This is a genomic window from Leucobacter sp. NPDC058333 (assembly GCF_042726155.1).
Classification (GTDB): Bacteria; Actinomycetota; Actinomycetes; order Actinomycetales; family Microbacteriaceae; genus Leucobacter.
Genome location: NZ_JBHXHV010000002.1, coordinates 299,067 through 323,095 on the forward strand (window position 1 = coordinate 299,067; position 24,029 = coordinate 323,095).

20 protein-coding genes are annotated in these 24,029 nt (G+C 67.1%); 7 read left to right on the forward strand and 13 right to left on the reverse strand.

Translation table 11 applies throughout. From position 1 onward, the window contains the following. Positions 1-20: 20 nt before the first annotated feature. Positions 21-1,298, forward strand: coding sequence for a DUF4192 family protein (locus tag ACFWHR_RS09200; RefSeq protein WP_382448004.1), 1,278 nt, complete (start codon positions 21-23; stop codon positions 1,296-1,298). On the opposite strand, the gene ACFWHR_RS09205 is transcribed toward ACFWHR_RS09200, so the two are convergent. From ACFWHR_RS09205 to ACFWHR_RS09225, 5 genes are read right to left on the reverse strand one after another with little or no spacing between them, the layout of a single operon-like run. After that, the gene (locus ACFWHR_RS09205) at positions 1,228-2,430 is read right to left on the reverse strand and encodes a cysteine desulfurase family protein (protein ID WP_382448005.1); all 1,203 of its coding nucleotides are present in this window, start codon (positions 2,428-2,430) and stop codon (positions 1,228-1,230) included. The genes ACFWHR_RS09200 and ACFWHR_RS09205 overlap by 71 nt on opposite strands. A gap of 9 nt (positions 2,431-2,439) precedes the next feature. Continuing rightward, positions 2,440-3,288, reverse strand: coding sequence for a carboxylating nicotinate-nucleotide diphosphorylase (nadC, locus tag ACFWHR_RS09210; RefSeq protein WP_382448006.1), 849 nt, complete (start codon positions 3,286-3,288; stop codon positions 2,440-2,442). Further along, positions 3,282-5,027, reverse strand: coding sequence for an L-aspartate oxidase (locus ACFWHR_RS09215; protein ID WP_382448007.1), 1,746 nt, complete (start codon positions 5,025-5,027; stop codon positions 3,282-3,284). The genes nadC and ACFWHR_RS09215 overlap by 7 nt, the downstream gene beginning before the upstream one ends. Then, the gene (nadA, locus tag ACFWHR_RS09220; RefSeq protein ID WP_382448008.1) at positions 5,024-6,370 is read right to left on the reverse strand and encodes a quinolinate synthase NadA; all 1,347 of its coding nucleotides are present in this window, start codon (positions 6,368-6,370) and stop codon (positions 5,024-5,026) included. The genes ACFWHR_RS09215 and nadA overlap by 4 nt, the downstream gene beginning before the upstream one ends. Continuing rightward, a complete protein-coding gene (locus ACFWHR_RS09225) occupies positions 6,367-7,254 on the reverse strand; it encodes a hypothetical protein (protein WP_382448009.1) in 888 nt (295 codons plus the stop codon). Before ACFWHR_RS09225 ends, nadA begins: the two co-directional genes overlap by 4 nt. A 341-nt stretch (positions 7,255-7,595) precedes the next feature. Between ACFWHR_RS09225 and ACFWHR_RS09230 the strand changes: the two genes are divergently transcribed. The 4 genes from ACFWHR_RS09230 (at position 7,596) to ACFWHR_RS09245 (ending at position 12,771) form a co-directional block, all read left to right on the forward strand. After that, the gene (locus ACFWHR_RS09230; RefSeq protein ID WP_090150682.1) at positions 7,596-7,799 is read left to right on the forward strand and encodes a cold-shock protein; all 204 of its coding nucleotides are present in this window, start codon (positions 7,596-7,598) and stop codon (positions 7,797-7,799) included. 129 nt (positions 7,800-7,928) lie between these two features. Then, positions 7,929-9,956, forward strand: a complete 2,028-nt coding sequence (locus ACFWHR_RS09235) for an FAD-dependent oxidoreductase (protein ID WP_382448010.1) — start codon at positions 7,929-7,931, stop codon at positions 9,954-9,956. Between the two features lie 8 nt (positions 9,957-9,964). Continuing rightward, positions 9,965-11,308: a M20/M25/M40 family metallo-hydrolase gene (locus ACFWHR_RS09240; RefSeq protein WP_382448011.1), complete on the forward strand. Its 1,344-nt coding sequence runs from the start codon at positions 9,965-9,967 to the stop codon at positions 11,306-11,308. Next, positions 11,305-12,771 (forward strand): MFS transporter, encoded by a 1,467-nt coding sequence (locus ACFWHR_RS09245; protein WP_382448012.1) that lies wholly within the window; start codon positions 11,305-11,307, stop codon positions 12,769-12,771. The genes ACFWHR_RS09240 and ACFWHR_RS09245 overlap by 4 nt, the downstream gene beginning before the upstream one ends. Here ACFWHR_RS09245 and ACFWHR_RS09250 read toward each other — a convergent pair. From ACFWHR_RS09250 to ACFWHR_RS09265, 4 genes are all read right to left on the reverse strand, one after another. Then, complete coding sequence (locus tag ACFWHR_RS09250) at positions 12,713-13,384, reverse strand: TetR/AcrR family transcriptional regulator (protein ID WP_382448013.1); 672 nt, start codon at positions 13,382-13,384, stop codon at positions 12,713-12,715. The genes ACFWHR_RS09245 and ACFWHR_RS09250 overlap by 59 nt on opposite strands. A gap of 48 nt (positions 13,385-13,432) precedes the next feature. After that, positions 13,433-14,314: an SDR family oxidoreductase gene (locus ACFWHR_RS09255; RefSeq protein ID WP_382448014.1), complete on the reverse strand. Its 882-nt coding sequence runs from the start codon at positions 14,312-14,314 to the stop codon at positions 13,433-13,435. A gap of 66 nt (positions 14,315-14,380) precedes the next feature. Beyond that, entirely contained in the window at positions 14,381-14,647 is a 267-nt protein-coding gene (locus tag ACFWHR_RS09260) for a Rho termination factor N-terminal domain-containing protein (protein WP_382448015.1), read from the reverse strand. Positions 14,648-14,866: 219 nt separating this feature from the next. Then, complete coding sequence (locus ACFWHR_RS09265) at positions 14,867-16,378, reverse strand: FAD-dependent oxidoreductase (protein WP_382448016.1); 1,512 nt, start codon at positions 16,376-16,378, stop codon at positions 14,867-14,869. A 220-nt stretch (positions 16,379-16,598) separates the two neighbouring features. Here ACFWHR_RS09265 and ACFWHR_RS09270 point away from each other — a divergent pair, with 220 nt between their 5' ends. Beyond that, on the forward strand, positions 16,599-17,489 hold the full coding sequence (locus ACFWHR_RS09270) for a hypothetical protein (RefSeq protein WP_382448017.1): 891 nt from the start codon (positions 16,599-16,601) through the stop codon (positions 17,487-17,489). Here ACFWHR_RS09270 and ACFWHR_RS09275 read toward each other — a convergent pair. The 4 genes from ACFWHR_RS09275 to ACFWHR_RS09290 form a co-directional block, all read right to left on the reverse strand. Continuing rightward, positions 17,458-18,474 (reverse strand): DNA topoisomerase IB, encoded by a 1,017-nt coding sequence (locus ACFWHR_RS09275; RefSeq protein ID WP_382448018.1) that lies wholly within the window; start codon positions 18,472-18,474, stop codon positions 17,458-17,460. The genes ACFWHR_RS09270 and ACFWHR_RS09275 overlap by 32 nt on opposite strands. Then, positions 18,471-19,598, reverse strand: coding sequence for a YbdK family carboxylate-amine ligase (locus tag ACFWHR_RS09280; RefSeq protein WP_382448019.1), 1,128 nt, complete (start codon positions 19,596-19,598; stop codon positions 18,471-18,473). The genes ACFWHR_RS09275 and ACFWHR_RS09280 overlap by 4 nt, the downstream gene beginning before the upstream one ends. 2 nt (positions 19,599-19,600) lie before the next feature. Further along, positions 19,601-19,828 (reverse strand): hypothetical protein, encoded by a 228-nt coding sequence (locus tag ACFWHR_RS09285; RefSeq protein WP_382448020.1) that lies wholly within the window; start codon positions 19,826-19,828, stop codon positions 19,601-19,603. A 175-nt stretch (positions 19,829-20,003) separates the two neighbouring features. After that, positions 20,004-22,304, reverse strand: coding sequence for a bifunctional alpha,alpha-trehalose-phosphate synthase (UDP-forming)/trehalose-phosphatase (locus tag ACFWHR_RS09290; RefSeq protein ID WP_382448021.1), 2,301 nt, complete (start codon positions 22,302-22,304; stop codon positions 20,004-20,006). A 77-nt stretch (positions 22,305-22,381) separates the two neighbouring features. On the opposite strand from ACFWHR_RS09290, the gene ACFWHR_RS09295 reads away from it, so the two are divergent. Continuing rightward, positions 22,382-23,941, forward strand: coding sequence for a SulP family inorganic anion transporter (locus ACFWHR_RS09295; protein ID WP_382448022.1), 1,560 nt, complete (start codon positions 22,382-22,384; stop codon positions 23,939-23,941). Positions 23,942-24,029: the final 88 nt, after the last annotated feature.

A 24,029-nucleotide genomic window follows, 5' to 3' on the forward strand; every position in this document is an offset into this window, starting at 1 on the left:
CTCGGGCTCACAATCGGTGTATGACCACACACAATCTCGCTTCCGGCCCCATTGTCCGTTGCCGAGGAACCGCCGATTTTCTCGCCGCGCTCCCCCACCTCACCGGCTTCACTGCCGACGACAGCGTGTTCGTCGTGTGCTTCATCGGGGCACGCTCGGGCGCAGCCGTGCGCTTCGATCTCCCCGAGAGCGAAGCGCCGTCTGACACGGCATCGCTCCTCGATTTCTTGAGCGGACTCACCTCCGACATCGCACACACGCATGGCGAACCCTGCGCGGTGGCGATCGTTATTACGAGCAGCAAATCGTTCGTTTCAGAGGGTGGGCCGCCGTGGCGACAACTCGCGCAACAGATTGAGCGGCGGCTCCGGCGCGACGGAGTCGCCGTACGGGAACTTTGTGTGGTTGCGTCAGACGGGTGGGTGAGCTTTCTCGATCGGCGGGCGCCGTCGTACGGGCGTCCGCTCAGTGACATCACGAACAGTCCCGTAGCGCGCGACGCGCTCCAACACTCCGAGCCTCCGGTAGCGCTCGACAAGCTGGGTGAAATTCCCGCGGCCGACCCCGAGCGCGCCTCAGCAATTGCGCGGGAGATTGCCGCGACCCACCCCTTCGACTCCCCGGGTTCAGAGCGGACCTCCCCGCCGCCTCTCGAACCCGGGGCCCACTCTCGGCCCTCGCCGGCCCGACTCACCGCCGCTGCCGCTGCCGTGCGTCAGCTGCGCAGCTACGATCCAGCAAGCGTGAGCGATACCGCCCGCCTGGCTCAAGCCGCGACGCAGTCAGATCTCTGGCTTGTCATCGCCCTCGGAGTGCTGACGCGACCCGAATTTCCGCTCGAACTCGCGGCCGATCTACCGCTCGGAAATTTCTCTGGTGTACCGGTCGACCTCGCGTGCGACGTGCAGGCCGACACTGAGGCAGACCGTGATGCCGCACACGGGCCTCCGCCAGGTTGGTCCATTTATCGGATCCTCGCGAGTATTTGCCCGGGGTTCACCGAACAAGATCGACTTCCGCACCTGTGCACGCGTCTGGGCGAGGCAATCGCCGAGACGCCAACGCGGCTGCGGCCGGGGTTGCTCGCCCTCAGCGCGTGGGTCTGGTGGCTGTATGGCAATCAGACGGTCGCGCAGCGTCAGCTTCGCGCAGCCCTCAGCATCGATCCGGCTCACGCAGTCTCGCTCATGGTGGAGCGTCTGACCTCAGAACCGCTGTATGAGCGCCTTATCTCGGCCGGAGCCCCGCGCCGCGTCGCCGATCAGCCGCCGCAGTCTCGGCGCACAGCACAGCAATGATGCGGTCAGTGAGCGCCGTCGAGAGCGGTTGCGCAAGGGTGAACCGAATCGCGGTCTGCGCGAGCTCCGGCGAGTACCCTAACGCGAGGAGCACGGGCGACGGTTCATCGGACCCCGCGGCGCACGCCGATCCAGACGACACCGCGAGCCCGGCCGCATCGAGCGCGACGAGCATGGACTCGCCGCTCACACCGGCAATCACGAACGAAGCGTGCCCCGGCAACCGTTCATCACGGTGCCCGGTGAGTCGTGCGCCCGGCACCTCAGACAGCACCCGCGTGATCAACGCGTCTCGCGACTCCATGAGCGCGACCGCGCGCGTGCCGAGGTGCGCCTGCGCCGCGACTACCGCCGCTGCGAACCCTGCGACGCCGGCGACGTTTTCTGTGCCTGAGCGACGGCCACCCTCGTGCCCCCCGCCGTGCATCAGCGGCTCCAACCGCAGTCCCGCTCGCACGAGCAGCGCACCTGTGCCCTGCGGCCCACCGAACTTATGACCGGCGATGGTCATCGCATCGATGCCAGGCCCGGGCCACGCAGCCCCGGCCTCGTCAGAAAACCGCACGGGCAGCGCTGCGGCCGCTTGCACGGCATCCGTGTGTACGAGGGCCCCCCGGGCGCGGGCAATCTCCGCGATGCGCGGCAGATCCTGCACCGTGCCCACCTCGGCGTTGGCCAGTCCGACGGTCACAAGCGTGGTGTCGCCTCGCGTGAGCGCAGCGACCGAGGCGGGGTCCACGAGTCCGTCGCCGTCGACCTCTGCGATATCTACGGTGAACCCGAATACCCGCTCGAGGTACCGGCAGCTCTCGATGACAGACGGGTGTTCGATGGGCGTCGTCACGATGTGGCGACCGCGCGGGTTCGCGAGCGCGAGCCCTATCACGGCGAGGTTATTTGCCTCCGTGCCGCCAGAGGTGAACACGACGTCAGCGAGCCGTGCACCAAATGCGTCGGCGATCGAGCTCCGCGCGGCTTCGACCGTCGCCCGAGCAATGTGCCCTGCCTGGTGCACGCTTGAGGGGTTCGCCGCACCGGCGTCGAGCGCAGCGATCATCGCAGCGCGTGCTTCGGGCCTGAGCGGCGCGGTCGCAGCAGCGTCGAGATACCCTGTGGCCCCGTCCTCACTCATCGCCGTGCCTCAGTCAGCATCAAGTCCGAGATCCAGTGCACGCGCGCCGTGGGTCAGCTGCCCCACGGAGATGACGTCGACGCCCGATTCAGCGATCGCCGCAACGGTGTTGAGGGTCACGCCTCCGCTCGCCTCCGCGACGACCCGTCCGGCGATGCGATCGACGGCGGTGGCGAGGTCGTCGGTGCTGAAGTTATCGAGCAGTACTCCGGTGACGTTCGAATCGAGTACGGCGTCGAGCTGGTCAAGACGATCGACCTCCACGATGATCGACGTTGTATGCCCGGCGCGCTCCCGAAGATGCTGCAGGGCAGCTGTCGTTGACGCCGGGTCTACGGCACCCAGCGCGGCAAGGTGGTTGTCCTTCACCATGATTGCGTCGGAGAGCCCGAACCGGTGGTTCGACCCGCCGCCCACCCGCACGGCGTGCTTTTCCAGGGCTCGCAGCCCCGGTGTGGTCTTTCGAGTGTCGGCGATGCGCGCTGAAGTGTGCGCTACGGCGGCCACGAAGCGCGATGTCAGCGTCGCAATGCCACTCAAGCGCTGGGCGAAGTTCAGTGCGACGCGTTCCCCCGTCAACACACCGCGGGCCGGGCCGTTCACCCGTCCGAGCACTTCGCCCGCACGAAAGGCGGTGCCGTCGGCGACGAGCTCGGTGACGCGCACGCGCTCATCGACCTGGCGAAAGGTCTCCCGCACAATCTCCCCGCCCGCGAAGACCCCGTCTTCGCGGGCTATGATGCGAGTCGCCGTTTCGAGTTCCGATGGAATCGCGAGCTCGACCGTGAGGTCTCCCCAGGGTGCGTCTTCGATGAGGGCCGCGCGCACAACCGCTTCGATAGTGGGTCTGGTCAGCATGCGGCAACGCTCCTCTGCTCGTTCGCGTGATGCGAGAGCCCACGCATATCCACCTGCGCGGGCAGCACAGCACGCGACGCAATGTGAAACGCTCGCCGCCGGGCCTGCGCCGGGTCGGTATTCGGGTGATCCGAACGGAACTGCGCACCCCGGGACTCGGTTCGTGCGGTCGCTGCGGCGCAAATCATGGCGGCGAGCGCCGCGCTACGCTCAGCACCAGCCTCGGAGCCGGTCCCAGCGCCTGGCTCCGTTCCGTGGCGTGAGCGGCCGTGCGAATTGCTGCCCAGATGAGCAAGGATCCTCGCGGCTGTCGCGAGCCCATCTCCGCTTCGTTCAATGCCCAGGTGCGCGCCGACGACGCCCGAGACCTCATCGGCGTGACCGACGGTCTTGGAGGCGAGATCAATTGAAGTCAATTCGCGAGCATCGGAGGCGAAGCCACAGCCGCCGCGCGCTTCGCCAGCCGGGAGTTCGATCGTGTCGGCGTCCCGCACGAGTCGTCGCATCCCGTTGCCTTCCAGTGCCCAGTCGCCGCGGTGCGGTTCGAAGGCGGTCGCTTGGCGGCCAGCTCGTGCGCCGAAGACGAGCCCCTCGAGCAGCGAATTCGACGCGAGCCGGTTGGCTCCGTGCACGCCGGTTGCGGCGACCTCGCCGGCTACAAACAGTCCGGGATGGCTGGTGCGTCCCTGCAGATCGCTCGCGACGCCGCCCATCGTGTAGTGCGCGGCCGGAGCAACCGGCACGGGCTCAGTTCGCCAGTCGAGCCCGAGTTCGGCGAGGATCCGCGAAATTCCGGGGAATTCGCGCGCGAGCGCGCCAGCGCCGGCGTCGCGTTCGATCGCTGTGGCGTCGAGCCACACCTCCCTGTCGCCGCTGCGCTGCAGTGCGCGGTGCGTCTCGAGCGAGACAATGTCGCGCGGAGCAAGCTCGGCGAGCGGGTGCTTGCCGAGCATGTACCGCTCGCCGCTCGCATTCCGCAACACGGCTCCGGCTCCGCGCAGGGCCTCCGATATCAAAAATCCGCGGGCGCCGTCTGGGCCTCCCACGAGCACCGTGGGGTGAAACTGCACGAATTCCAAGTCGGCCACAAGCGCCCCAGCGCGCGCGGCGAGCACGACTCCAGCACCGCGCGCCGCCGGATGGTTCGAACTCACCGGGTAGAGGGAAGCGTATCCGCCCGTCGCCAGCACAACGGCGTCCGCACGCAGCTCGGAGTGGCACCCCGTCGCATCGCGCACAATCGCTCCGCGCACGACACCTCCGGCGACGAGCAACTGCTCGACACTCGTACCCTCGATCAGGGTCAGCGCATTCCCCGCTGCGGCCAAGCTCTGCACTCGGTCGACGAGATAGGCGTGCAGTGCGGCACCCGTGCGGTCGCCTCCGGCGTGGACGATGCGTGCGCGGCCGTGCGCCGCCTCGAGTCCGAGCGACACGGAGCCGTCGGCGTCGCGGTCGGCCGGGAAGCCGTCAGCGAGCATGGTGCGCACGATTCGGGCCCCGTCGCGCACCAGAGCCGCTGCAGCAACCGGGTCGGTGAGACCCGCACCCGCCACCAGAGTGTCGGCCAGATGATCGGCCTCGCGATCCTGCGCTCCGATGGCCGCCGCAATTCCGCCCTGCGCGAGCGGGGTATTGCCGAATGGCCCCGGGGTCACGAGCACCGCCTCACCGCCGTGACGCACCGCGGTGAGCGCCGCCGACATTCCGGCGACACCCGATCCGATGACCAGGATCATGGCTTCGCCGCCAGCATGCGTTCGAGGGCAACACGCGAGTCTCCTGCGACCGACTCCGGCACGGTGATCCGGTTCGGGTGTTGACCCGCGAGCAACGATTCGAGCGTCCAGGCAAGGTATGCGGGGTGTATCCGGTACATCGTCGAACACGGGCACACCACCGGATCGAGGCAGAAGATCGTGAGGTCGGGGTGCTGCTGTTGCAGCCGGTTGACGAGGTTGATTTCAGTGCCAACCGCGATGACGCTGCCGGGCTCCGCGGCCTCAATTTCACGACGAATGTACTCCGTCGAACCGGCGCCGTCGGCGGCTTCAACCACCGCGGCCGGGCACTCGGGGTGCACGATCACCCGCACACCGGGGTACTCGGCACGGGCGCGCTCGATCTGGGCAACCGTGAAGCGCTTGTGCACCGAGCAAAAGCCGTTCCACAGGATCACTCTGGAGTCGCGCAGCTTCTGCTCGGTGTGCCCGCCGAGCGGCAGGTGGGGGCGCCAGAGCGCCATCTCATCCTCGCCGATGCCCATCGCCTTGGCGGTGTTGCGCCCTAGGTGCTGGTCGGGGAAGAACACGACGCGCTGACCCCGCTCGAAGGCCCACTCGAGCACGGTGCGCGCGTTCGACGAGGTGCAGACGATGCCACCGTTGCGGCCGCAGAACGCTTTGATTGCCGCGGAGGAATTCATGTACGTGACCGGGATCACGGCCTGCCGCCCGTCGGCGGTCGTTTCACCCAGCGTCGAGGTGAGTTCGCGCCAGCACGCCTCGACCTGGTCGATCGTGGCCATGTCCGCCATCGAGCAGCCTGCCGCAAGATTCGGCAGAATCACGGCCTGGTCGGGGCCAGAGAGAATGTCGGCGGTTTCGGCCATGAAGTGCACGCCGCAGAACACGAACGCCTCGGCCTCGGGGCTCGCCTTCGCGGCTTGCGCGAGCATGAACGAGTCCCCGACGAAGTCAGCGTAACGTACGATCTCGTCGCGCTGATAGAAGTGGCCCAGAATCTGCACGCGACCGCCGAGCGCCTCGCGGGCCGCAGTGATCCAGGCGTCGAGTTGTTCATCGCTCGCCTCCGTGTAGCGCACGGGCAGCGGGCCCTGGCGCGGCGCGTCACCCGGAATCTGGTCAACCGTCGAAGCGCCCGGGCCGTACCCCGGCTCGCGGTCGATCTGCCACGGATCCTGCGAGAGACCCGAGTCGCAGCTCGACGCCCCGGTTGCCCGGAGCGCAATGGGGCGACGCGATGCTCGGGGTCGATCTGTTCCACGGGCGGGCGCGGGATCGCCCCCCACCGCCTGTTCGCGCTCCGCTGCTCCGCGGATGAGTTCGTGCACGCTGGTCATGATGACCTCCTGGGTTGCGCTAGATCGCTTGGAACATCGGATGTCGTGTCGCCCGCGAAGCGGTACAGACGGGCGGGGCGGTGAGGGGTGCCGATCTCACGTTCACCCGTGTCCACGAGCGAGCCCTGCGCGAGCGCCTGCCGCCTGAAGTTCGCGGGGTCGAGCGCAGAGCCGAGTACCGCCTCGTAGACCGCCCGAAGTTGACCGAGCGTGAACGTCGGTCCGAGAAAGCGATGAGCGACGGCCGCGTACTCCGTCTTGCTGCGCAGGCGGGCCAGCGCGTAGGCGACGATCTCCGCGTGATCGAACGCGAGGGCGGGAAGGCGGTCCGCTGAACACCACGCCACGTTCGGATCGGCGGCGGTCTCTGCGGTGGCGGTGCCTGCACCGGCGCCCACGTCATCATGCAGAACCGCGGGCGTGGCATCGTCCCAGCGTCGCACCGGCGCTGATCCGGCATCGCTCGCCGCGTGAGCCGCACCATCGCCCGCCGGTCCCAGCGGCGCCCCCGCCAAATCGGCCTCCCCAAGCATTGCCCAGTATGCGATCGTCACGAGCCGCTGTGCGTCGGCCGAGCGCTCCACGCCGCCGAACGCATACAGCTGTTCGAGGTATCCGGGAGTCCGCAGGGCCGCGGCGCGAATCGAGCGCAGCGCCGTGTCGGTGAGAGTTTCATTCCACCGAGTCGGGCCACCGGGTAGCGCCCACTGGCCGCGAAACGGCGCACGCGTGCGGCGCACGAGCGGCAACCACAGGGTCGGGCCCGTGACCGAATGTTCGCCTGCGGACGATGAATCAAGCTCGAACGCGCCCATCGGGGGCCGCAGCGCAAAAGCCACCGTCGACACTGCGACAGCGGGCGGCAGGTACTGCCGTACACTCACGCTCGCATCCGAGAAGCTCACCGTAGCACCTCTTTTTGCCTTACGCTGCTTAAGATTTCAGTTATGGTCAAACTGACCTTAAGTAGCATATGCCCTGGGACGCGGCTGTCAAGCTCGGGTTCGCCGATATCCACAAGACAAAGAAATTTGCGGTTAGGCCTCGCGTGATGCCAAACGGTGGGATAAGCTCAACGGGTAAGACCAGTAATGCCGAACGTAGGGATTCTCCAGCACGTTTTATTTGCCGCGAACACGCGGCACGCTACCAGTCTCCACGTCGGCGCCGTCGCCGTGGCACCCCGGCCGCTTCAGCGGCCAGCAACACAAGAAGGAAATACAGTATGGCCACCGGCACCGTTAAATGGTTCAACTCGGAAAAGGGCTTCGGCTTCATCACCCCCGACGACGGAGCATCCGACGTCTTCGCGCACTTCAGCGCAATCTCGGGTAACGGCCGTCGCGACCTGTTCGAAGAGCAGCGCGTCGAGTTTGACGTCGAGCAGGGCCCCAAGGGCCTGCAGGCAAGCAACATCCGCGCACTCTAAGTCGCGCAACTCAACGAGGTGCAGGGCGAAAGCCTTGCACCTCGTTTTTGTATGTTCTGCACACCTGACTCGATTTGCGTTGAGAGCATCGCTACATTCGGATCACACTGACCCTGACACGGGAGCCGCATGTCGACGCTGACGTACCCGAATCTGTTTTCGCCCCTCTCACTGGGCAGCATTACCCTGCCGAACCGCATCATCATGGGCTCAATGCATATCGGCCTCGAGGAGGCTCTCGGTGGCTTCGATCGCCTCGCGGCGTTCTACCGTGAGCGCGTCGTCGGCGGCGCTTCACTCATTGTGACCGGCGGGGTCTCCCCCAACGTCGAGGGACGCCTCACCGAGGGTGCGGCCACGCTCGCGTCAGAGACCGACATCGCCAATCACCGCATCGTGACGGACGCCGTGCACGACGCCGGCGGGTACGTCGTACTGCAGATTCTGCACGCCGGCCGATACGGTGCCCACGGCAACATCGTCGCGCCAAGCCCGCTCCGTGCCCCGATCTCCCCGCTCACGCCGCGCGAACTCGACGAGGGCGACATCGAACGCACGATTACCGACTTCGCACACACCGCGAAGCTCGCGCGCATCGCCGGCTATGACGGCGTCGAAATCATGGGCTCTGAGGGGTACCTCATCAATGAGTTTGTCGCCCCCCACACCAATCACCGCACCGACGGTTGGGGCGGTGACGCCGAGCGCCGAGGACGTCTCCCAGTCGAGATTGTGCGGCGCGTTCGCGCCGCCCTCGGAGACGACGGGTTACTCATCTATCGGCTCTCCATGCTGGATCTTGTGCCCGATGGCTCGACCCTCGACGAGGTCGTCGAGCTTGCCCGCCGCGTCGAGGCCGCCGGCGCGGATCTCATCAATACCGGGATCGGCTGGCACGAGGCGCGCATCCCCACGATCGCGAGCTCAGTACCGCGCGGAGCATTCACGTGGGTGACGCGCCGCATCATGGGAGCCGTATCTATCCCGCTCATCACGACGAACCGCATCAATACGCCGGAGAGTGCCGAGGCCATTCTCGCCGACGGCCGCGCAGACATGGTCTCGCTCGCTCGCCCGTTTCTCGCCGACCCCGCATTCGTCGCGAAGGCGGCGGCGGGCACCCCCGAACGTATCAACACCTGCATCGGCTGCAATCAGGCGTGCCTCGACCACACCTTTGCCGGCAAGACCGCGTCGTGCCTCGTAAATCCGCGCGCGGGTCACGAGACTGACTTGATCATCGCGCCCGCGCTAGACCGCAAGCGCATCGCGGTCGTCGGTTCGGGGCCCGCGGGCCTCTCCTGCGCGACCACGGCGGCATCGCGAGGTCACGACGTCACCCTTTTCGAGGCGAGTGACCGTATCGGCGGCCAGTTGAACGTGGCGTTGCAGGTGCCAGGAAAGAACGAGTTTCGCGAGACGCTGCGCTACTTCGCGGTGCGGATCGCCGAGACCGGTGTTACCCTCCGCCTCGGCGAGCGGGTCGACGCGGGAGCGCTCATCACCGAAGGATTCGACGAGATCGTGCTCGCGACCGGCGTACTGCCGAGGCGGCCAGAGATCGACGGCCTCGACCACCCGAGCGTCGTCGGGTATCTCGATGTGCTGCGCGACAAGGCTCCGGTGGGCAAGCGGGTCGCGATCCTCGGTGCCGGCGGCATCGGTTTCGATGTGGCCGAATTTCTCACGGCGACGAGCGACGAAGATCCAGAGGACGTCGCGGGCTTTCTCGCCCACTGGGGCGTCGACGCCGAGTACCGGCGGGCCGGCGGGCTGACCGCCGCCATCGAGGAGCAGCCCGCTCGATCCGTCGTGATGCTGCAGCGCAAGGCGGGCAAACTCGGCGCGGGGCTGGGCAAGACGACCGGCTGGATCCATCGCACCGAACTCGCACGCCGCGGCGTGCGCATGGTGCCGGCAGCGGAGTATCGCGCCATCGATGATGCCGGCCTGCACATCGGGATCGACGGCGAGGCCGTGACGCTCGAGGTCGACACGGTCGTGCTCTGCACCGGGCAGGATCCGTCGCGCGACCTGTTCGATGATCTCGAGCGTCTCGGGGCCGCAGCCCACCTGATCGGCGGGGCAGACATCGCAGCCGAGCTCGACGCGAAGCGCGCCATTGACCAGGGCACGCGACTCGCGGCTCGATTGTAAAGGAAGCCATGACGACCGCACCCGGCGCAGCGCAGCGCCTCTCACGGATGATCCAGATTCCAACCGTCTCGGCTGAGATTTCCGAGCGCGGGAGTGCCCCCTTCGAGCAGTTCATCACACTGCTCGAAGAGCTATATCCCGGAGTGCATCGGCACCTCGAACGCGAGCGCATCACCGAGCTCGGTCTGCTGTTCCGCTGGCGCGGCGCCGACGCATCGCTCGACCCCGCCGTGCTCATGGCCCACTTTGACGTCGTGCCGGTAGACCCGAGCGACGCGTGGACGTATCCGCCATTCGACGGGCAGATCGCCGATGGCTTCGTCTACGGGCGGGGCGCGCTCGACGACAAGGGGCCACTGCTCGTCGTGCTCGAGGCGGTCGAATCGCTGTTGAGTGAGGGGTTCACCCCGGCTCGGGACGTCTATCTCTCGTTCGGCGGTAATGAGGAGACGTTCGGCGATGCTGCTCGCACGATCGCACAGACGTTCATCGACCGCGGCATCACGCCGTGGCTCGTGCTCGATGAGGGCGGTGCGGTGGTAGACGCTCCGCTCCCCCTTGTACGCGGCCTCGCCGCGATGGTCGGCGTCGGCGAAAAAGGGGCAATGACCGTGCGCTTGAGCGCTCGGGGCGACGGCGGTCACGCTTCGGCACCGCCCGCTCGTACCGCCGTAGCTCGCGTGGCGCGCGCGGTCTCCCGTCTCAGCCCGGGTACCTTCCCGGCACGCACCCCAGCCGGAGTGACGCGCATGCTCGAGCACTTCGCCGCCCGCCGCGGTCCCGCGCAGCGGCTCTATCGGCTGCTCGCGGCGAGGCCCTGGCTCACGGCTCGCGTGTTCTCCCGACTTGGCGGAGAACCTGCTGCAATGGTGCGCACCACGGTTGCCCCCACGATGTTCGAGGGCGGCTCGGCAGCAAACGTGCTCCCCTCGCAGGCAAGCGCGACGGTGAATCTGCGCGTCGCGATCGGGGAATCGGTCGCCGGAACGGCCGAACGCCTTCGGCGACGCATTGCTGACCGGAAGGTCAAGGTCGACGTATTGGAGGGTGAAGATCCCTCGCCGGAATCCGCCACCGACAACGCTCAGTTCGCGCTAATTGCGACGGCCGTGCACGCGTCGCACCCCGCGGCGAGCGCGGTGCCGTACGTCATGATGGCGGCCACCGATTCGCGCCACTTCCACCGTTTCACACCTGCCGTGTACCGCTTTGCTCCGCTCGCGATGTCGTCCGAGCTGCGGGCAACGATCCACGGTGTCGACGAACGCGTCGCGATCGACGAGCTCGAACGGGGCACGAGATTCCACCGCGCACTGATCACGGGTCTCGGCGTCGCGGAGCCACGCCCATGACGCGGGTGAAACTCGGCGTACTCGCCGGAGTCGTCGGGTTTCTGGCGTTCGTAGAATTCACCAGCGGGTTCATTCAGGGGTATTACACCCCGATGCTCTCGGATATTGCACGCCACCTCGACGTGCCAGACGCCGACGTGAACTGGCTTGAGGGCTCGCAGCTCATGCTGTCGGCTCTCGTCGTGCCGGTGCTCGCGAAAATCGGCGATATGGTCGGCCACAAGCGGATCCTGCTCTGGTCGACCGCGATTACCGCCATCGCAACGCTCGCCCTCCCGTTCGCCAACAGCTTCCCACTCTTTCTCGCCGCGTGGACGCTGCAGGGCGTGTACGTCGTGTGGTTACCGCTCGAAATCGCTCTCATCTGGTCGCGCACCGCTGGCCGCGACGGACGGTCGCTGCTCACGGCACGTGCCGCGGGCATGCTCGTTGCTGCGCTCGAGGCCGGCGCGATCTCGGGGGCGCTCATCGGGGGCCAGCTCATCGACTCGTTCCCGATTTTCGGCGTACTCGTGATTCCTGGAGTGCTCGTGGCACTCTGCTTTGTCGTGATCGCGTTCGGAGTCACAGAATCCCCGGTGCAGCTCGGAGGCAAACTCGATTACGTCGGGCTCATGCTCATCACGTTCGCGCTGCTCGCGTTCACTGGCGGGCTCAGCCTGCTGCGACTACTGGGGGTCGGGAGCCCGCTCGCGTGGGCCACCGTCGTGCTCGGTGTGATGCTCGTGATTCCGTTTGCCCGGTGGGAGCTACGGCACCCCGATCCGCTCATCGACGTGCGCCTCTTCCGCTCGCCCGCGCTCGCCCCAGTGTTCGTGACCGCCGCGCTCTTCGGTATGAGCGTGCTCGGCGCGCAAGCCCCGCTCTCGACCTTCATTCGCACCGACCCCGAAGTCGCCGGCTTTGGTCTCGGCATCGGTGGCTTCCTCACCTCGCTCGTGATCGGCATGTACCTCATCGCGATGGTCGCGGGAGCGCTGCTCTACCCGCTCGTGGCCCGCCTCACGACTCCGCGGAACACGCTCGCGGGCGCCGCGCTGCTCGTCGCCATCGGGTACTTCATGTTCGTACCGTTCCACACCACGTACACGCACATGATCGTCAACATCATGATCGCCGGGCTCGGCTCGGGGGCGCTCGTCGCGGCGCTTCCATCAGCGGCCGCGGCTGGCGCGCCGGAGCGGCTCACCGGCGTGGCCACGGGCCTCACGAATTCAACGAAGACGGTGGGTGGCGCGATTGCGTCGGCGATCTTTGGAATCGCCCTGATGCACGGCGTCGCGGGGGCGACCGGCACCGCTGACAACGCGGCGGCCGCGGCCGGCGGTACCGCTGGGTCGTTCACCGGGTACGTGATCGTGTGGTGCGTGTGCGGCGGGTCAGCGTTGATCGCCGCAATTGCACTCAGGTTTGTGGTGCCTCAGCGGGCGTTTCAGGATCGGCAGCCGTCGCCCGTGGCGTAGCGAGTTCGCCCAACTCACTGGTCGTAGCCGCAAACACGCTCTCGGCCACGCACAACGATTTCTCGAGCAACGCGTCGAGGCGGTGGCGCCCAGCCCCCATCAGCGCCCACCGCCACACGGTGCCCACGAGTGTCGCTGCGTACCCCGCGGCCGTGATCTCGGTGCGCAGCTCATCGAGCCCGTCGCGCCGCAGCCGCGCGCCGATCGCCTCAGCGAGGCGCAGCTGACGTGCGGCGCGGCCGGCCGCCAGTTCATCTTCGACGTCCATAGTGCGACTCTCCGCGATCGCCAGCGCCAGCGTGTCGGGTGCCTCGCCCAGCACAAAGGCGCGCAGCGCTTCTGGGAAGCCTCCGCCTGCGTCGTCGTGAGCCGCGCTCTTCTCGGTGCCAACGAGTGCGTTCTCGACCGCGGCGATTCGACGGTCAAACACGTACCAGAGAATCTCCGACTTTGACGTGAAGTAGTTGAAGAAGCTCGAACGGCTCACGCCGGCGCGGCGCGTGATCTCGGCGACTGAGGTCGATTCGTAGCCGCGCTCAAGAAAGAGCTCACACGCCGCGTCGGCGAGCATTTCGCGGGATGAAGCATGCGGGCGTCCGCGCGTCGGAGACATGAAGCCCACTGTAGCGAAAAGTCGTATTCGTGTGCCGTGTTTCCCGCGTTAGAGGTGCTTTCCGCCCGTCACCGGCAGCACAGCGCCCGACACAAACGACGCGTCTTCCGAAGCGAGATAGACATACGCGCCCGCGAGCTCCGCTGGCTGGCCGGGGCGACCCAGCGGAGTGTCCTCACCAAAGTGGACCTGCTTCTCGTCCCAGCCGGTGGCGGGAATGAGCGGGGTCCAGATCGGGCCCGGGGCGACAGCATTCACGCGAATCCCGCGCTCGCCCTGCTGTTCGGCAAGCGCCTGCGTGAACGCGACCAGGCCCGCCTTTGTCATGGCATAGTCGAGCAAATCGGGCGAGGGGTTATAGGCCTGCACCGAGGCCGTCACAATCACGCTCGAACCGGGCTGGAGATGCGGAGCGGCTTCGCGGAAGAGCAGGATCGGCGCCACGAGGTTCGTCGAAAACACCTCTTCGACCGCGTCGCGAGAAATGTTGGCGTTCGGCTCGCGCTCGCGCTGTGTTCCGGCGTTCAACACGAGGATGTCGAGCCCGCCAAGTTCGGCGACGGTGCGCTCAATCGTGTCGACGCAGTCCGCTTCTTTACGCAGGTCTCCCGGCAGCAGCACCCCACGGCGATTTGCGTGTTCGATCTGCGCGAGGGTTGCCTGCGCGTCCTCCTGCTCCTCCGGCAGATACGCGATCGCCACGTCAGCGCCCTCGCGGGCAAACGCAATGGCCACGGCACGGCCGATCCCGGAATCGCCGCCGGTGATAAGTGCACGCATCCCAGCCAGTCGGCCGCTGCCCGTGTATGTGTCCTCGCCGTGGTCGGGTCCGGGCTGCATGGCGGCTGTCAGGCCGGGCTGCGACTCCTGCTCCTGCTCGGGCAGCGGGGCCTTCGGATACTTTGTACGCGGGTCAACATTCGGGGTCATGAGTCCTCCTCGGTCGTGCGGGGTGGCGGGTGTCGGGTGTCAGATGAGCGAGGCCGCGAGCTGTCGCTAGTGCGAGCGAAGCCGGTCGATGAGCTGCTGCTTGCGCAGCTTCGAATAGCCGGTCAGCCCGATCTCCTTCGCGCGCTCGCGCAGTTCAGCGACGGTGCGCTCGTCATAGTCTTCGGCGTTTCCGCCGCGCTTACCCAGCTGTGAGCGGCCCTCTTTCGCCGCCGCGTTCGATATCCGCGCGGCCTTCTCGGCCGACGCCCCATCGTCGCGAAGGCGTTCGTACAGTTCGGGATCCTTCAGCTGCGGTGTCTTCGTTTTCGGCATGACCGTCCTTTCTACTGTGCTCATACTGCGCCCCCTGTCGGGCGCTACACCTTCGAAGCTACGCCCGCCCCAGCCGAGGTGGCAGCCCCTCGACAGCCACCCCGCCGCCCGCTAACCTCGCCCGCCCGCCCGCTGAACCTCCGCCGAGAACACCCAAAGTGTCATTAAGACGGCCGATACTGACCATTTGCGTCCGCTCGATAGGGGCCGCAGCGAGAGTTACGGGCGGGGCGCAGCGGGGGTCAGGTTCGCTACTGCCGGGCCCTCCAGGAGTTCGCCGTCGGGCGCGAAGCGCGACGCGTGGAGCGGGCAGTCCCAGCTGCGCTCCGCCGGGTTCCAGTTCAGGATGCCGCCGAGGTGCGTGCAGACGCCCGAGACGCGGCAGACGCGGCCGTCAACCCGTGAGACCGCGACGGGGTGCGCGCCCTCCCGCACGACCACGCCCTCCCCCTCGGCGACGTCATCATCGCTGATCGGGCCGGTGAACATCGCTTGTGCCCAGTCGCTCGCGACGTGCGCGGCAACCTCTGCATTTGTGCGCACCGCATCGACGACGCCGGCGACGCCCGGGCCTGCGTTTCGCAACGTCTCCGCCCAGTCGAGGCGGCCGCCGAGCATCTGCGACACGAGCGAAAGGCCTGCCGCGACCGCGTTCGTCATCCCCCATTTGTGGTAGCCGGTCGCGGTGAAGATACGCCCGCCGCCGCCCGGCAGCGGGCCCGCGAACGGGAGCGACGAGTGCCGCTCGTAGTCCTGAGCGGCCCACCAGGCGACCCGATGCCCCACTCCGAGGCGATCCCGCGCCCAGGTATCGAGTTCCGCGAGCGTGCGCACCGTGTCGCCGCCGCGACCGGTCGTGTGCGCGCCGCCTCCCACAAGCACCAGAGTTTCACCTCGCGTGCCCCGCGCGGTGCGCAGCGACCGATCGGGGGCGTCGATCGAGACGTGCATGCCGCGAGGAGCGCGCCCATCGGCCACCTCGTAGGCCGTGACGAACGACCGCGACGGCGCCAGGCGGGCAAAGAAAAGCCCGCGGTCGAGAATCGGCACGCCCGTCGCCAACACGCAGCGGTCGGCGAGCACGGCTCCGTCCTCAGTTTGCACGCGCAGCCCGTCACTCGCCGTCTCGACCTCGCGCACGCGCCGGTGCTCGTGGATTTCGCCCCCACGCTCGAGGAGCTCGGCGGCGAGCGCGGCGAGCACTTCGACGGGCTGCAATTGCACCTGCGCGGCGAGTCCGATTGCTCCTGCTGTTTCAAACGGCAGCCCCGTGTCGTCCGCCCAGCTCGCGGGAACACCCGCAACCTCGCACGCCGCGAGCTCACGCTCAAGCGCATCGCGATTTCCCGCATCATGCACGAACGTAACTGCGTCTTGACGTTCGACCGGCAGGCCGAGCCGCTCAAGCTCTCGCACGAGCCAGGCCTGCCCCTCGCGGTTCGCTTCTGCGTACGCTTGCACTGCTTCGTCGCCCGCATGAGATCGCACATCCGAGAGCACGCTGCCCTGCAACAGGCTCAGTTTGCCTGTCGTGTGACCGGTCGTCACGGCGCCGACCGTGCGCGCCTCAAGCACCGCAACTCGCTGCCCGGCCCTCGCGAGCAACACCGCCGTCACGAGTCCGGTGAGCCCAGCGCCCGCGACGACCGTGTCGAATCGACGTTCGACGGGCGCGGGATCGGGCGGTGACACGGGTATGGAGGGGCCAGTGAGTTGCCACAGTGCTGTCATATGGCTCACGCTACGAAGCGCCGCGCACACACGGCAGCCCCTTGACAGCGTTCATCCTCGCGATGGTAGGTGGAGTTTGCCCCGCACGCAAGGCGCTGCCCAAGTCACACATGAACGGCGATGCTGGAGTTGAGGCCCACCCGGTGTCGCGATGCGACGACAACCGGCGCGAGGGCCGATCGCTCACCACGGTGGGACACAGCTGGGAAGGAGAGGCACCATGAACATTGTCGTTGTTGGCGACACCATCGTCGATGCTCGCACACCCCAGTTACGGGTCGACGGCGCAGACCTCGTCGCGCGGATGCTGCAGCGCGACGGCCACCGGGTACACCTCGTCACCGCGCTCACGGTCGACGCGCCTACGAAGTTACTCAGAGAGTACCTGGCGGGCGTACACATCGTCGCTGGCGTTCTTTCCACGAACACCACTGCTGAACCGAAGTTGCCCCACGTCACTCGCGAGATGCTGTCGACGATCGCCAGCGCAGACGCGCTGATCGTGTCTGATCATGGACGCGCGATCACCGATCACCCTGAAATTCGCATCGCGCTGCATCGACGCGGCGCCCGTGTGCCGCTCGTGTGGGATCCGCACCCGCGGGGCGCCACCCCGGTGCCGTCGGCGTGGCTCGTGACGCCAAATCTGACCGAGGCCGTTGCGACGGCCGGCGGGCGCGCCGCGGTGACGACCGAAGACGAAGAGGTGGCCACCGCGGGACGCGCTGCGGCCCGACTGCGCGAGCACTGGGGATGCATTGCCGTCGCCGTAACCCTGGGGAACCGCGGTGCCCTGTTTCTCGACGCCGATCATGGCCCGATGCTCATCGCGCCGGATCGGGGCGAAGCGCCGAGCGTATCCGAAGCCGCCGACCCCGGTGACGCAGAGCCTGATGAGGCAGAACTCAGTGGCTCAGCCACGAGCGGCGCAGAGCCTCGTGACGCAGAAACCCGCGGTGCGGGCGATCGCTTTGCAGCCTCGGCACTCCTCGCGCTCGCGGCGGGCGACCCGCTGCCCCACGCGGTGCGTGCGGCGGTCGTCGCCGCACGCGACTACGTGGCGAGCGGCGGCGAGAGGGCTATCGCCGGCCCCGTGTCGCGAGCAGTGTAAGCAGGCACTGTTCGTCAACGCTGAGGTGCGCTCGAGGGCGCATCTTCGTGCGCGCTTTCCGGAGCCGTGCGCGCGCGTCGGCGTCCTCCGCGAGCGCCAGTACGCGCGGATCTATGTACGACGATCGCGTCACTGCTGGGGTATTGCCGAGCCGCGTGGCGGCGTCGCGCACGGCGTCGCGGGCGGCGGCCGCGGCACTCGTCTCGGTACGAAACGCCTCCTCGTCGTGTTCGAGCAGCGAGGACAGTGCGAGTCGACTGCCGCCCCACGTGCGAAAGTCTTTTGCAGTGAACTCCTCGCCCATGACGCGCTTTACATAGGCGTTCACGTGTTTGCTACTCACGCGCCGTGAGACGCCGGTGTCTTCGAAGAACCGAAACACTTCGTCGCCGGGCAGTGCCTCGAGTCTGGTGATCAGCCGGGCGATCCGCGGATCGGCTACCCGACGCTCGTGCCGCTTCCCGCTCTTCCCCACGAAATCGAATCGCACCGAGCGCCCCGTCGCCTCGATGTGTTCCTCACGCAGCGTCGTGACCCCGTAGCTTCCGTGCTGCGCCGCATACTCAGCGTTGCCGACGCGAAAGAACTCGAGATCGATGAGCCGGATCACGCAGGCCACGACTCGCTCGCGGCTCAGCCGCCGCCGACGGAGATCGCGGTCGACGCGTGCTCGGAGTTTCGGCAGCGCGGTGCCGAAGCGGCCCAGCCGCGCGAACTTCTCGCGCTCCCGCCGCTGCCGAAACCGCGGGTGATAGATCATCTGCGTACGCCCCGCGGCGTCGATACCGCGCGCCAGCACCTTAGCCGCGGGCGATCGGGCGATCTGCACATCCGTCCACGCAGGCGGAATCACCAGGGCTTCAATCCGTGCGATCTCTTTCGCGGCGGTCAGTCGTCGCCCATCCCGGCGGTACACGAACTCATCGTCAATGCGGTGACGCGTAATCGGCCCGCCACGCCGCCCGCGACCGCTCGCCGCGCTCACCGCCCGGCGACCTTGGGCGCCCCGGGGATGCCGCTTTCGCGGTAGAGATCGAGGAGGCCAGCAATTCCGCTCTCGTGGAAGCGAGCAAGCTGACGCTGAGCAGGCCCGCCTGAGAGACGGAGCTCGCCGAGGTATCGCTCCACCCGATCCGCGTCACCGAAACGGGTGAGCGCTCCCTCTGCATACGCGAACAGCTCATCGAGCGCCGCCGCGGCCGGTTGCGCAATGCCTACAGCCGGATCAACGAGCGAGGCCGACAGGCCGTCACGCGCGGCCATCCAGATCGCACCGTTGACAAGACCGGGAAGCGCCCGCGGCGCCTCGGACCCAGCCTCAGCGTCAGCAAGAACCTGATCAACCAGCGCGCGCACGAGCAGAGCGAACGAAACCGCGTCTTCCGGGGCGAGCTGCGCATCTGCGATGCGCAGCTCTATCGTCGGATAGCGCTCAGACAGTCGCGCTACCCAGGTTACGATTCCCGGATCGATCAGCACACCCGTGCTCACCAACCGCCCAACGGTCTGTTCGTACTCGTCTCCGCCCGCGAACTCCGGCGGGTACCCGGCCAGCGGCCACGACATGCTCTTAATGTGTCGCCAGCTCGCGAGCCCCGTCTCCTCACCGCACCAGATCGGCGAATTCGCGCTGATCGCCAGCAGCGCCGGCGCCCACCGGGCAAGCCCGCGCAGCGCCGTCACCCCGGCGTCACGCGAGGGCATCGAAACGTGCACGTGCGTGCCCGTCACATACTGATGGGCGGCGGCAGCGCGCAGCTCAGAACGTATCTCGCGGTACCGCTCGCGCGGCGTCACTGATCCGGCGCGCTCGCCGCCGACCGGCGGCAGGCCAGTTCCCGCAAGCACTGCGCCGAGCTCACGCGCCGCGCCACCCGCGACCTCGCGAAACTGGCGAAGTGCCGCATCGGCTTCTTCGGCCTCGGTGCAGACCGGAGACGCCGTCTCGAGCTGACTCGCGAAGAACTCGCGGTCGGCTTCGCGGCGCAGTTGCGGTCTGAGCTGAACGATCTGCGCAGCCCGATCGACGGGCTCGCCCGATGAGGCGTCAAGCAGCAGGAATTCTTCCTCGACACCGAAGCTCCGCACTGCGAGCTCGTCACGTGCCACGCTCAGAGCGCCTCTCCCGCGTCAATGTCGGTGTCTTCTGCGCGGCGGGCCGGCGACGACGCAACATCTTCACCGAGTTCCTCCAGCGCATCACGCGGATCACTCGCGGTCGTTTCCACGGCCTGTTCGTCATCGGCGGTCACGAGCGGGCGATCCTCATCGCGATGATCCGTCACAGTAAGATCCTCGTCGCCGTCAATCTCGTCGGTCGGTTCCCAAATTTCAGCCATGTCCGTCCCCATTCGTCGATGTCGTGCAGCATCGAGCGTATTGCCCCGCCACTGGCCCTGTCATCGGGGTTGATTTCGCAGGTGAGCGTCGGTTAGCGTCCGACTCGGTCTCAGGGAGAGGTAACCTGCCACGCGTCAGCCCGGGCGACGAGCACCCCGACCACTGCGGCCGACGTCAGTCGGAGCCGATGACGATGCCCGTGCGCAACTCCACCAGGCGCGCGAGCACGGCTGCCACAGCAGCCGGATCGGGGACGCGACCGGTTGCAGCCGTGTCACCATCGCCGACCTTGATGCCGAGGTCGTCGGGGCCGAGCACCTTGAATGCGTCTTCGTCAGTGACGTCGTCACCGAGAAACAGCACGGGACCCACGGGAAGCGCGTCGCGAATACTCTGCAGCACCGCCCCCTTGTCGGAGGCGCGCACCGAGAACTCACGCACTTGCTTGCCCTCGCGCACGTGCAGCCCCTCAGCGACGCCGAATTCAACCGCCGCAGCGAGCAGTTCACGGGCGTGCTCGGCATCGGTGACCTCGCGCGTGTGCACGGCAATGCCGAATGGTTTACGCTCGAGCCGCACCCCAGGTTCAGATCCGAGTACACGCTCAAACCGACGCGTAATCTTGTTCAGGCGCTCGGTTTCGTCATCGGTCGGTTCACCGAATCCGCTCGCACCCACGATGCCTGAGACATCGAATCCCGTGAGCTCGGAGCCGTGTGATCCCGAGATGATCCAGCCTTCGCCACCGGCGCCCGTCTGGGCGAGGCCGTCGAGCGACCGGCCGGTGAGGAGCGCCACGCGCACTCCGGGCGCTGCGCTCAACATCTCGAGCGCTTGCCGCGCGCGGGGCAGCATGCGCGCGTCTTGCGGACGCGGCACGATCGGCGCGATGGTGCCGTCGAAATCGGTGGCGACGAGCAGCGACGATGCGGTCGCGATACGACGCAATCGATCGCCGACGCTGCGCGGTACGAATGCCTGCGGCACGAGCGATACCGGCCCGGTCGCACCCTCCTCAGCCCCGCTCGCCTGCGCGGTGGCCCGCGCCTCGGAAATCGAGGTCATCGAGCCCAAGAACGCGGATGCCCAGTGAGCCACGTCGTTGTCGTACACCGCTCGGCGCATGCCCTGCATGCGCCGTCGCTGCTCTTCCGCGGGCATGTGCATGGCGCGCAAGAACGCGGCCTTGAGCCCTTCGATGTCGTGGGGGTTAACCTGCAGCGCGTCTTTCAACTCGTCGGCCGCGCCAGCGAACTCGCTGAGCACCAGCACGCCGCGCTCGTCTTCGCGACAGGCCACATACTCCTTCGCCACGAGGTTCATGCCGTCGCGAAGTGGTGTGACGAGAAGTACATCGGCTGCGAGGTAGAGCGCCACCATCTCCTCCCGCGAGTAGCCGCGGTGCAGGTAGACGAGTGGCGAGTGGCCGATGGTGCCGCGCTCACCGTTCAGTCGGCCGACGGTCAGCTCAACTTCGTTTCGCAGCTGGCGGTAGGCGTCGACACGCTCGCGACTCGGGCTCGCCACCTGCACAAGCACGATATTCGACGCGTCTATTTCGTCGTCGGCGAGCATCTCGTCAAACGCCTTGAGGCGGTGACGAATGCCCTTGGTGTAGTCGAGCCGGTCGACGCCAAGCATCACGGTCTTCGGGTCGCCGAGTTCGGCGCGAATCTCTCGGGCACGCGCCTGCGTCTCGGGGCGCCGAGCGACATCGGCGAACGCGGCCGCATCAATCGAGATTGGGAACTCCTGCGCAAGCACGGTACGGCCCGGAGCATCAGTCGTCGCGGGCAGCACCATCGTGTTCCCGAGTGCCTGGGTGTGCGTGTAGCGCTCCGCGATCGTGCGGAAGCTAATGGCGTCGGGCACGCGCTGGAAGCCGATCACGTCGGCGCCGAGCAAGCCCTGAATGATGCTGCGCCGCCACGGCAGCTGCTCGAAGAGACCTCGCGGCGGGAAAGGAATGTGCAGGAAGAACCCGATTGTGAGATCGGGTCGCAGCTCGCGCAGCATCGCAGGCACGAGCTGCAATTGATAATCGTGAATCCAGGCGACAGCGCCCTGCGACGCGGTCTCGGCGACCCGCTCGGCGAAGCGACGGTTGACCTTCACGTAGCGGTCCCACCACTGCCGGTGAAACTCGGGCGGGGCGATGACATCGTGATAGAGGGGCCACAGCGTGCCGTTCGAGAAGCCCTCATAGTAGAGCTCGACATCGTCGGCCGAGAGGTCGACGGGCTCAAGCCGCATGCGTCCGATCTCGAACGGATCGATGTGTTCGTCGGTAGCCCCGGCCCAGCCGACCCAGACGCAACCAAGCTGCTCGACGATCGGCTCAACGGCTGTGACCAGCCCGCCCGGCGACGCACGCCACGACGTACTTCCGTCTGCCTCGATCACCCGGTCGACGGGCAATCGGTTCGACACCATGACGAGCTCGCGCCCTCCGGTCAGATCCTGCATTCCGGTCATCGCACCTCCCAGCGGTTCACCCGAAGTCTACTCAGCGCTGTCGAGGCCCGCTCCCCCTTGACCAGCCGCGACGCAGCATGAAACGCATAAGCGGAGAGGACTACAGTGGTCGAGTGAACCGCACACCTGCAGCAGAACGCGTCCGCTACCGAGCGGAGCCTTCGGTGCTCACCGCACTTCGCTCGCCCCGCTTACTGACGCGCGAGGCACTCGCGGGCATCGTGGTCGCCCTCGCACTCATTCCCGAGGCGATCGCATTTTCGGTGATCGCGGGCGTCGATCCGAAGGTCGGCCTGTTCTCGTCGTTCATCATGGCGGTCACCATCGCGTTTGTGGGCGGTAGGCCGGCGATGATCTCTGCCGCTACCGGTGCTGTGGCGCTCGTGATCGCACCAGTCGCTCCCACCTACGGCATGGACATGTTCATTGCCACGGTGATCCTGGCCGGCATCTTCCAGATTCTGTTTGCGGTGTTGGGCGTCGCCAAGCTCATGCGTTTCATTCCGCGCAGCGTCATGGTGGGGTTCGTGAACTCGCTCGCCATTCTCGTGTTCCTGTCGCAGTTGCCGCACCTCATCGGCGTGCCCTGGCCCGTCTACCCGCTCGTGGTGCTGGGAATCGCGATCCTCGTGCTGTTTCCGAAGCTCACGAAGGTCGTCCCCGCTCCCCTCATCGCCGTCGTCGTCGTCACGCTCGTCGTCGTCGTTGCGCGCATCGCGGTACCGACCGTCGGCGACCAGGGCGAGTTGCCCCGCAGCCTGCCTGAACTCTTCATTCCCCATGTGCCCATCACGTGGGAGACGTTCACCATCATCGCGCCGTTCGCGTTCGCGATGGCTCTCGTCGGGCTCATGGAATCGCTGATGACGGCGAAACTCGTGGACGAAATCACGGACACGCACTCGAACAAAACACGAGAGAGCTGGGGTCAGGGCGTCGCGAACATGGCGTCGGGACTGTTCGGCGGCATGGGCGGCTGCGCGGTGATCGGCCAGACGATGATCAACGTGAAGGCGTCGGGCGCCCGCACCCGCATCTCGACGTTCCTCGCCGGAGTGTTTTTGCTCGTGCTCATTGTGGCGCTCGGCGATATCGTCGCACTGATCCCCATGGCCGCACTCGTTTCCGTGATGATCATGGTCTCCATCGGCGCGTTCGACTGGCATTCAATTCAGCCCGCGACCCTGCGCCGGCTTCCGAAGAGCGAAACGCTCGTGATGCTCGCCACCGTCGCGCTCGTCGTCGCGACGCACAATCTCGCGATCGGAGTGATCGGCGGCGTGCTCATCGCTTCGGTGCTGTTTGCGCGGCGGGTGGCGCGCGTCGTGGATGTGCGGCGCGAACTCAGAAGCGAGGGCGGGATCGCCGGCTCCCTCGCCCACTACACCGTCACCGGCGAGCTCTTCTTTGCCTCGAGCAACGACCTCACGACGCTCTTCGAATACCACCGTGACCCCAAACACGTCGTCATCGACCTCACGGGCGCGCACGTCTGGGACGCCTCGACCGTCGCGGCGCTCGATGCGATCGAGACGAAGTACGCGCAGTACGGAGCGACGGTCGAGTTCGTCGGTATGAACCCCGACAGCCAGACCATGCACCGCCGCCTCACGGGCGAGCTCGGCGGGAGTGTGTAGGGACCCGGCTGGTGGAGGCCCGTTTGCTGACAGTAAACATGGCGGCTGCCACGTCCCGATCCCATACGTATAGTTCTCGGGCAAGCAC

Bases quoted from the DNA above. Each gene is read 5' to 3' on its own strand.
- ACFWHR_RS09255 (WP_382448014.1), bottom strand. From the start codon at position 14,314: ATGACCCCGAATGTTGACCCGCGTACAAAGTATCCGAAGGCCCCGCTG.
- ACFWHR_RS09260 (WP_382448015.1), bottom strand. From the start codon at position 14,647: ATGCCGAAAACGAAGACACCGCAGCTGAAGGATCCCGAACTGTACGAA.
- ACFWHR_RS09200 (WP_382448004.1), top strand. From the start codon at position 21: ATGACCACACACAATCTCGCTTCCGGCCCCATTGTCCGTTGCCGAGGA.
- ACFWHR_RS09250 (WP_382448013.1), bottom strand. From the start codon at position 13,384: ATGTCTCCGACGCGCGGACGCCCGCATGCTTCATCCCGCGAAATGCTC.
- nadA (WP_382448008.1), bottom strand. From the start codon at position 6,370: ATGACCAGCGTGCACGAACTCATCCGCGGAGCAGCGGAGCGCGAACAG.
- ACFWHR_RS09245 (WP_382448012.1), top strand. From the start codon at position 11,305: ATGACGCGGGTGAAACTCGGCGTACTCGCCGGAGTCGTCGGGTTTCTG.
- ACFWHR_RS09240 (WP_382448011.1), top strand. From the start codon at position 9,965: ATGACGACCGCACCCGGCGCAGCGCAGCGCCTCTCACGGATGATCCAG.
- ACFWHR_RS09235 (WP_382448010.1), top strand. From the start codon at position 7,929: ATGTCGACGCTGACGTACCCGAATCTGTTTTCGCCCCTCTCACTGGGC.
- ACFWHR_RS09215 (WP_382448007.1), bottom strand. From the start codon at position 5,027: ATGATCCTGGTCATCGGATCGGGTGTCGCCGGAATGTCGGCGGCGCTC.
- ACFWHR_RS09230 (WP_090150682.1), top strand. From the start codon at position 7,596: ATGGCCACCGGCACCGTTAAATGGTTCAACTCGGAAAAGGGCTTCGGC.
- nadC (WP_382448006.1), bottom strand. From the start codon at position 3,288: ATGCTGACCAGACCCACTATCGAAGCGGTTGTGCGCGCGGCCCTCATC.
- ACFWHR_RS09265 (WP_382448016.1), bottom strand. From the start codon at position 16,378: ATGACAGCACTGTGGCAACTCACTGGCCCCTCCATACCCGTGTCACCG.
- ACFWHR_RS09270 (WP_382448017.1), top strand. From the start codon at position 16,599: ATGAACATTGTCGTTGTTGGCGACACCATCGTCGATGCTCGCACACCC.
- ACFWHR_RS09290 (WP_382448021.1), bottom strand. From the start codon at position 22,304: ATGACCGGAATGCAGGATCTGACCGGAGGGCGCGAGCTCGTCATGGTG.
- ACFWHR_RS09285 (WP_382448020.1), bottom strand. From the start codon at position 19,828: ATGGCTGAAATTTGGGAACCGACCGACGAGATTGACGGCGACGAGGAT.
- ACFWHR_RS09295 (WP_382448022.1), top strand. From the start codon at position 22,382: ATGAAACGCATAAGCGGAGAGGACTACAGTGGTCGAGTGAACCGCACA.
- ACFWHR_RS09205 (WP_382448005.1), bottom strand. From the start codon at position 2,430: ATGAGTGAGGACGGGGCCACAGGGTATCTCGACGCTGCTGCGACCGCG.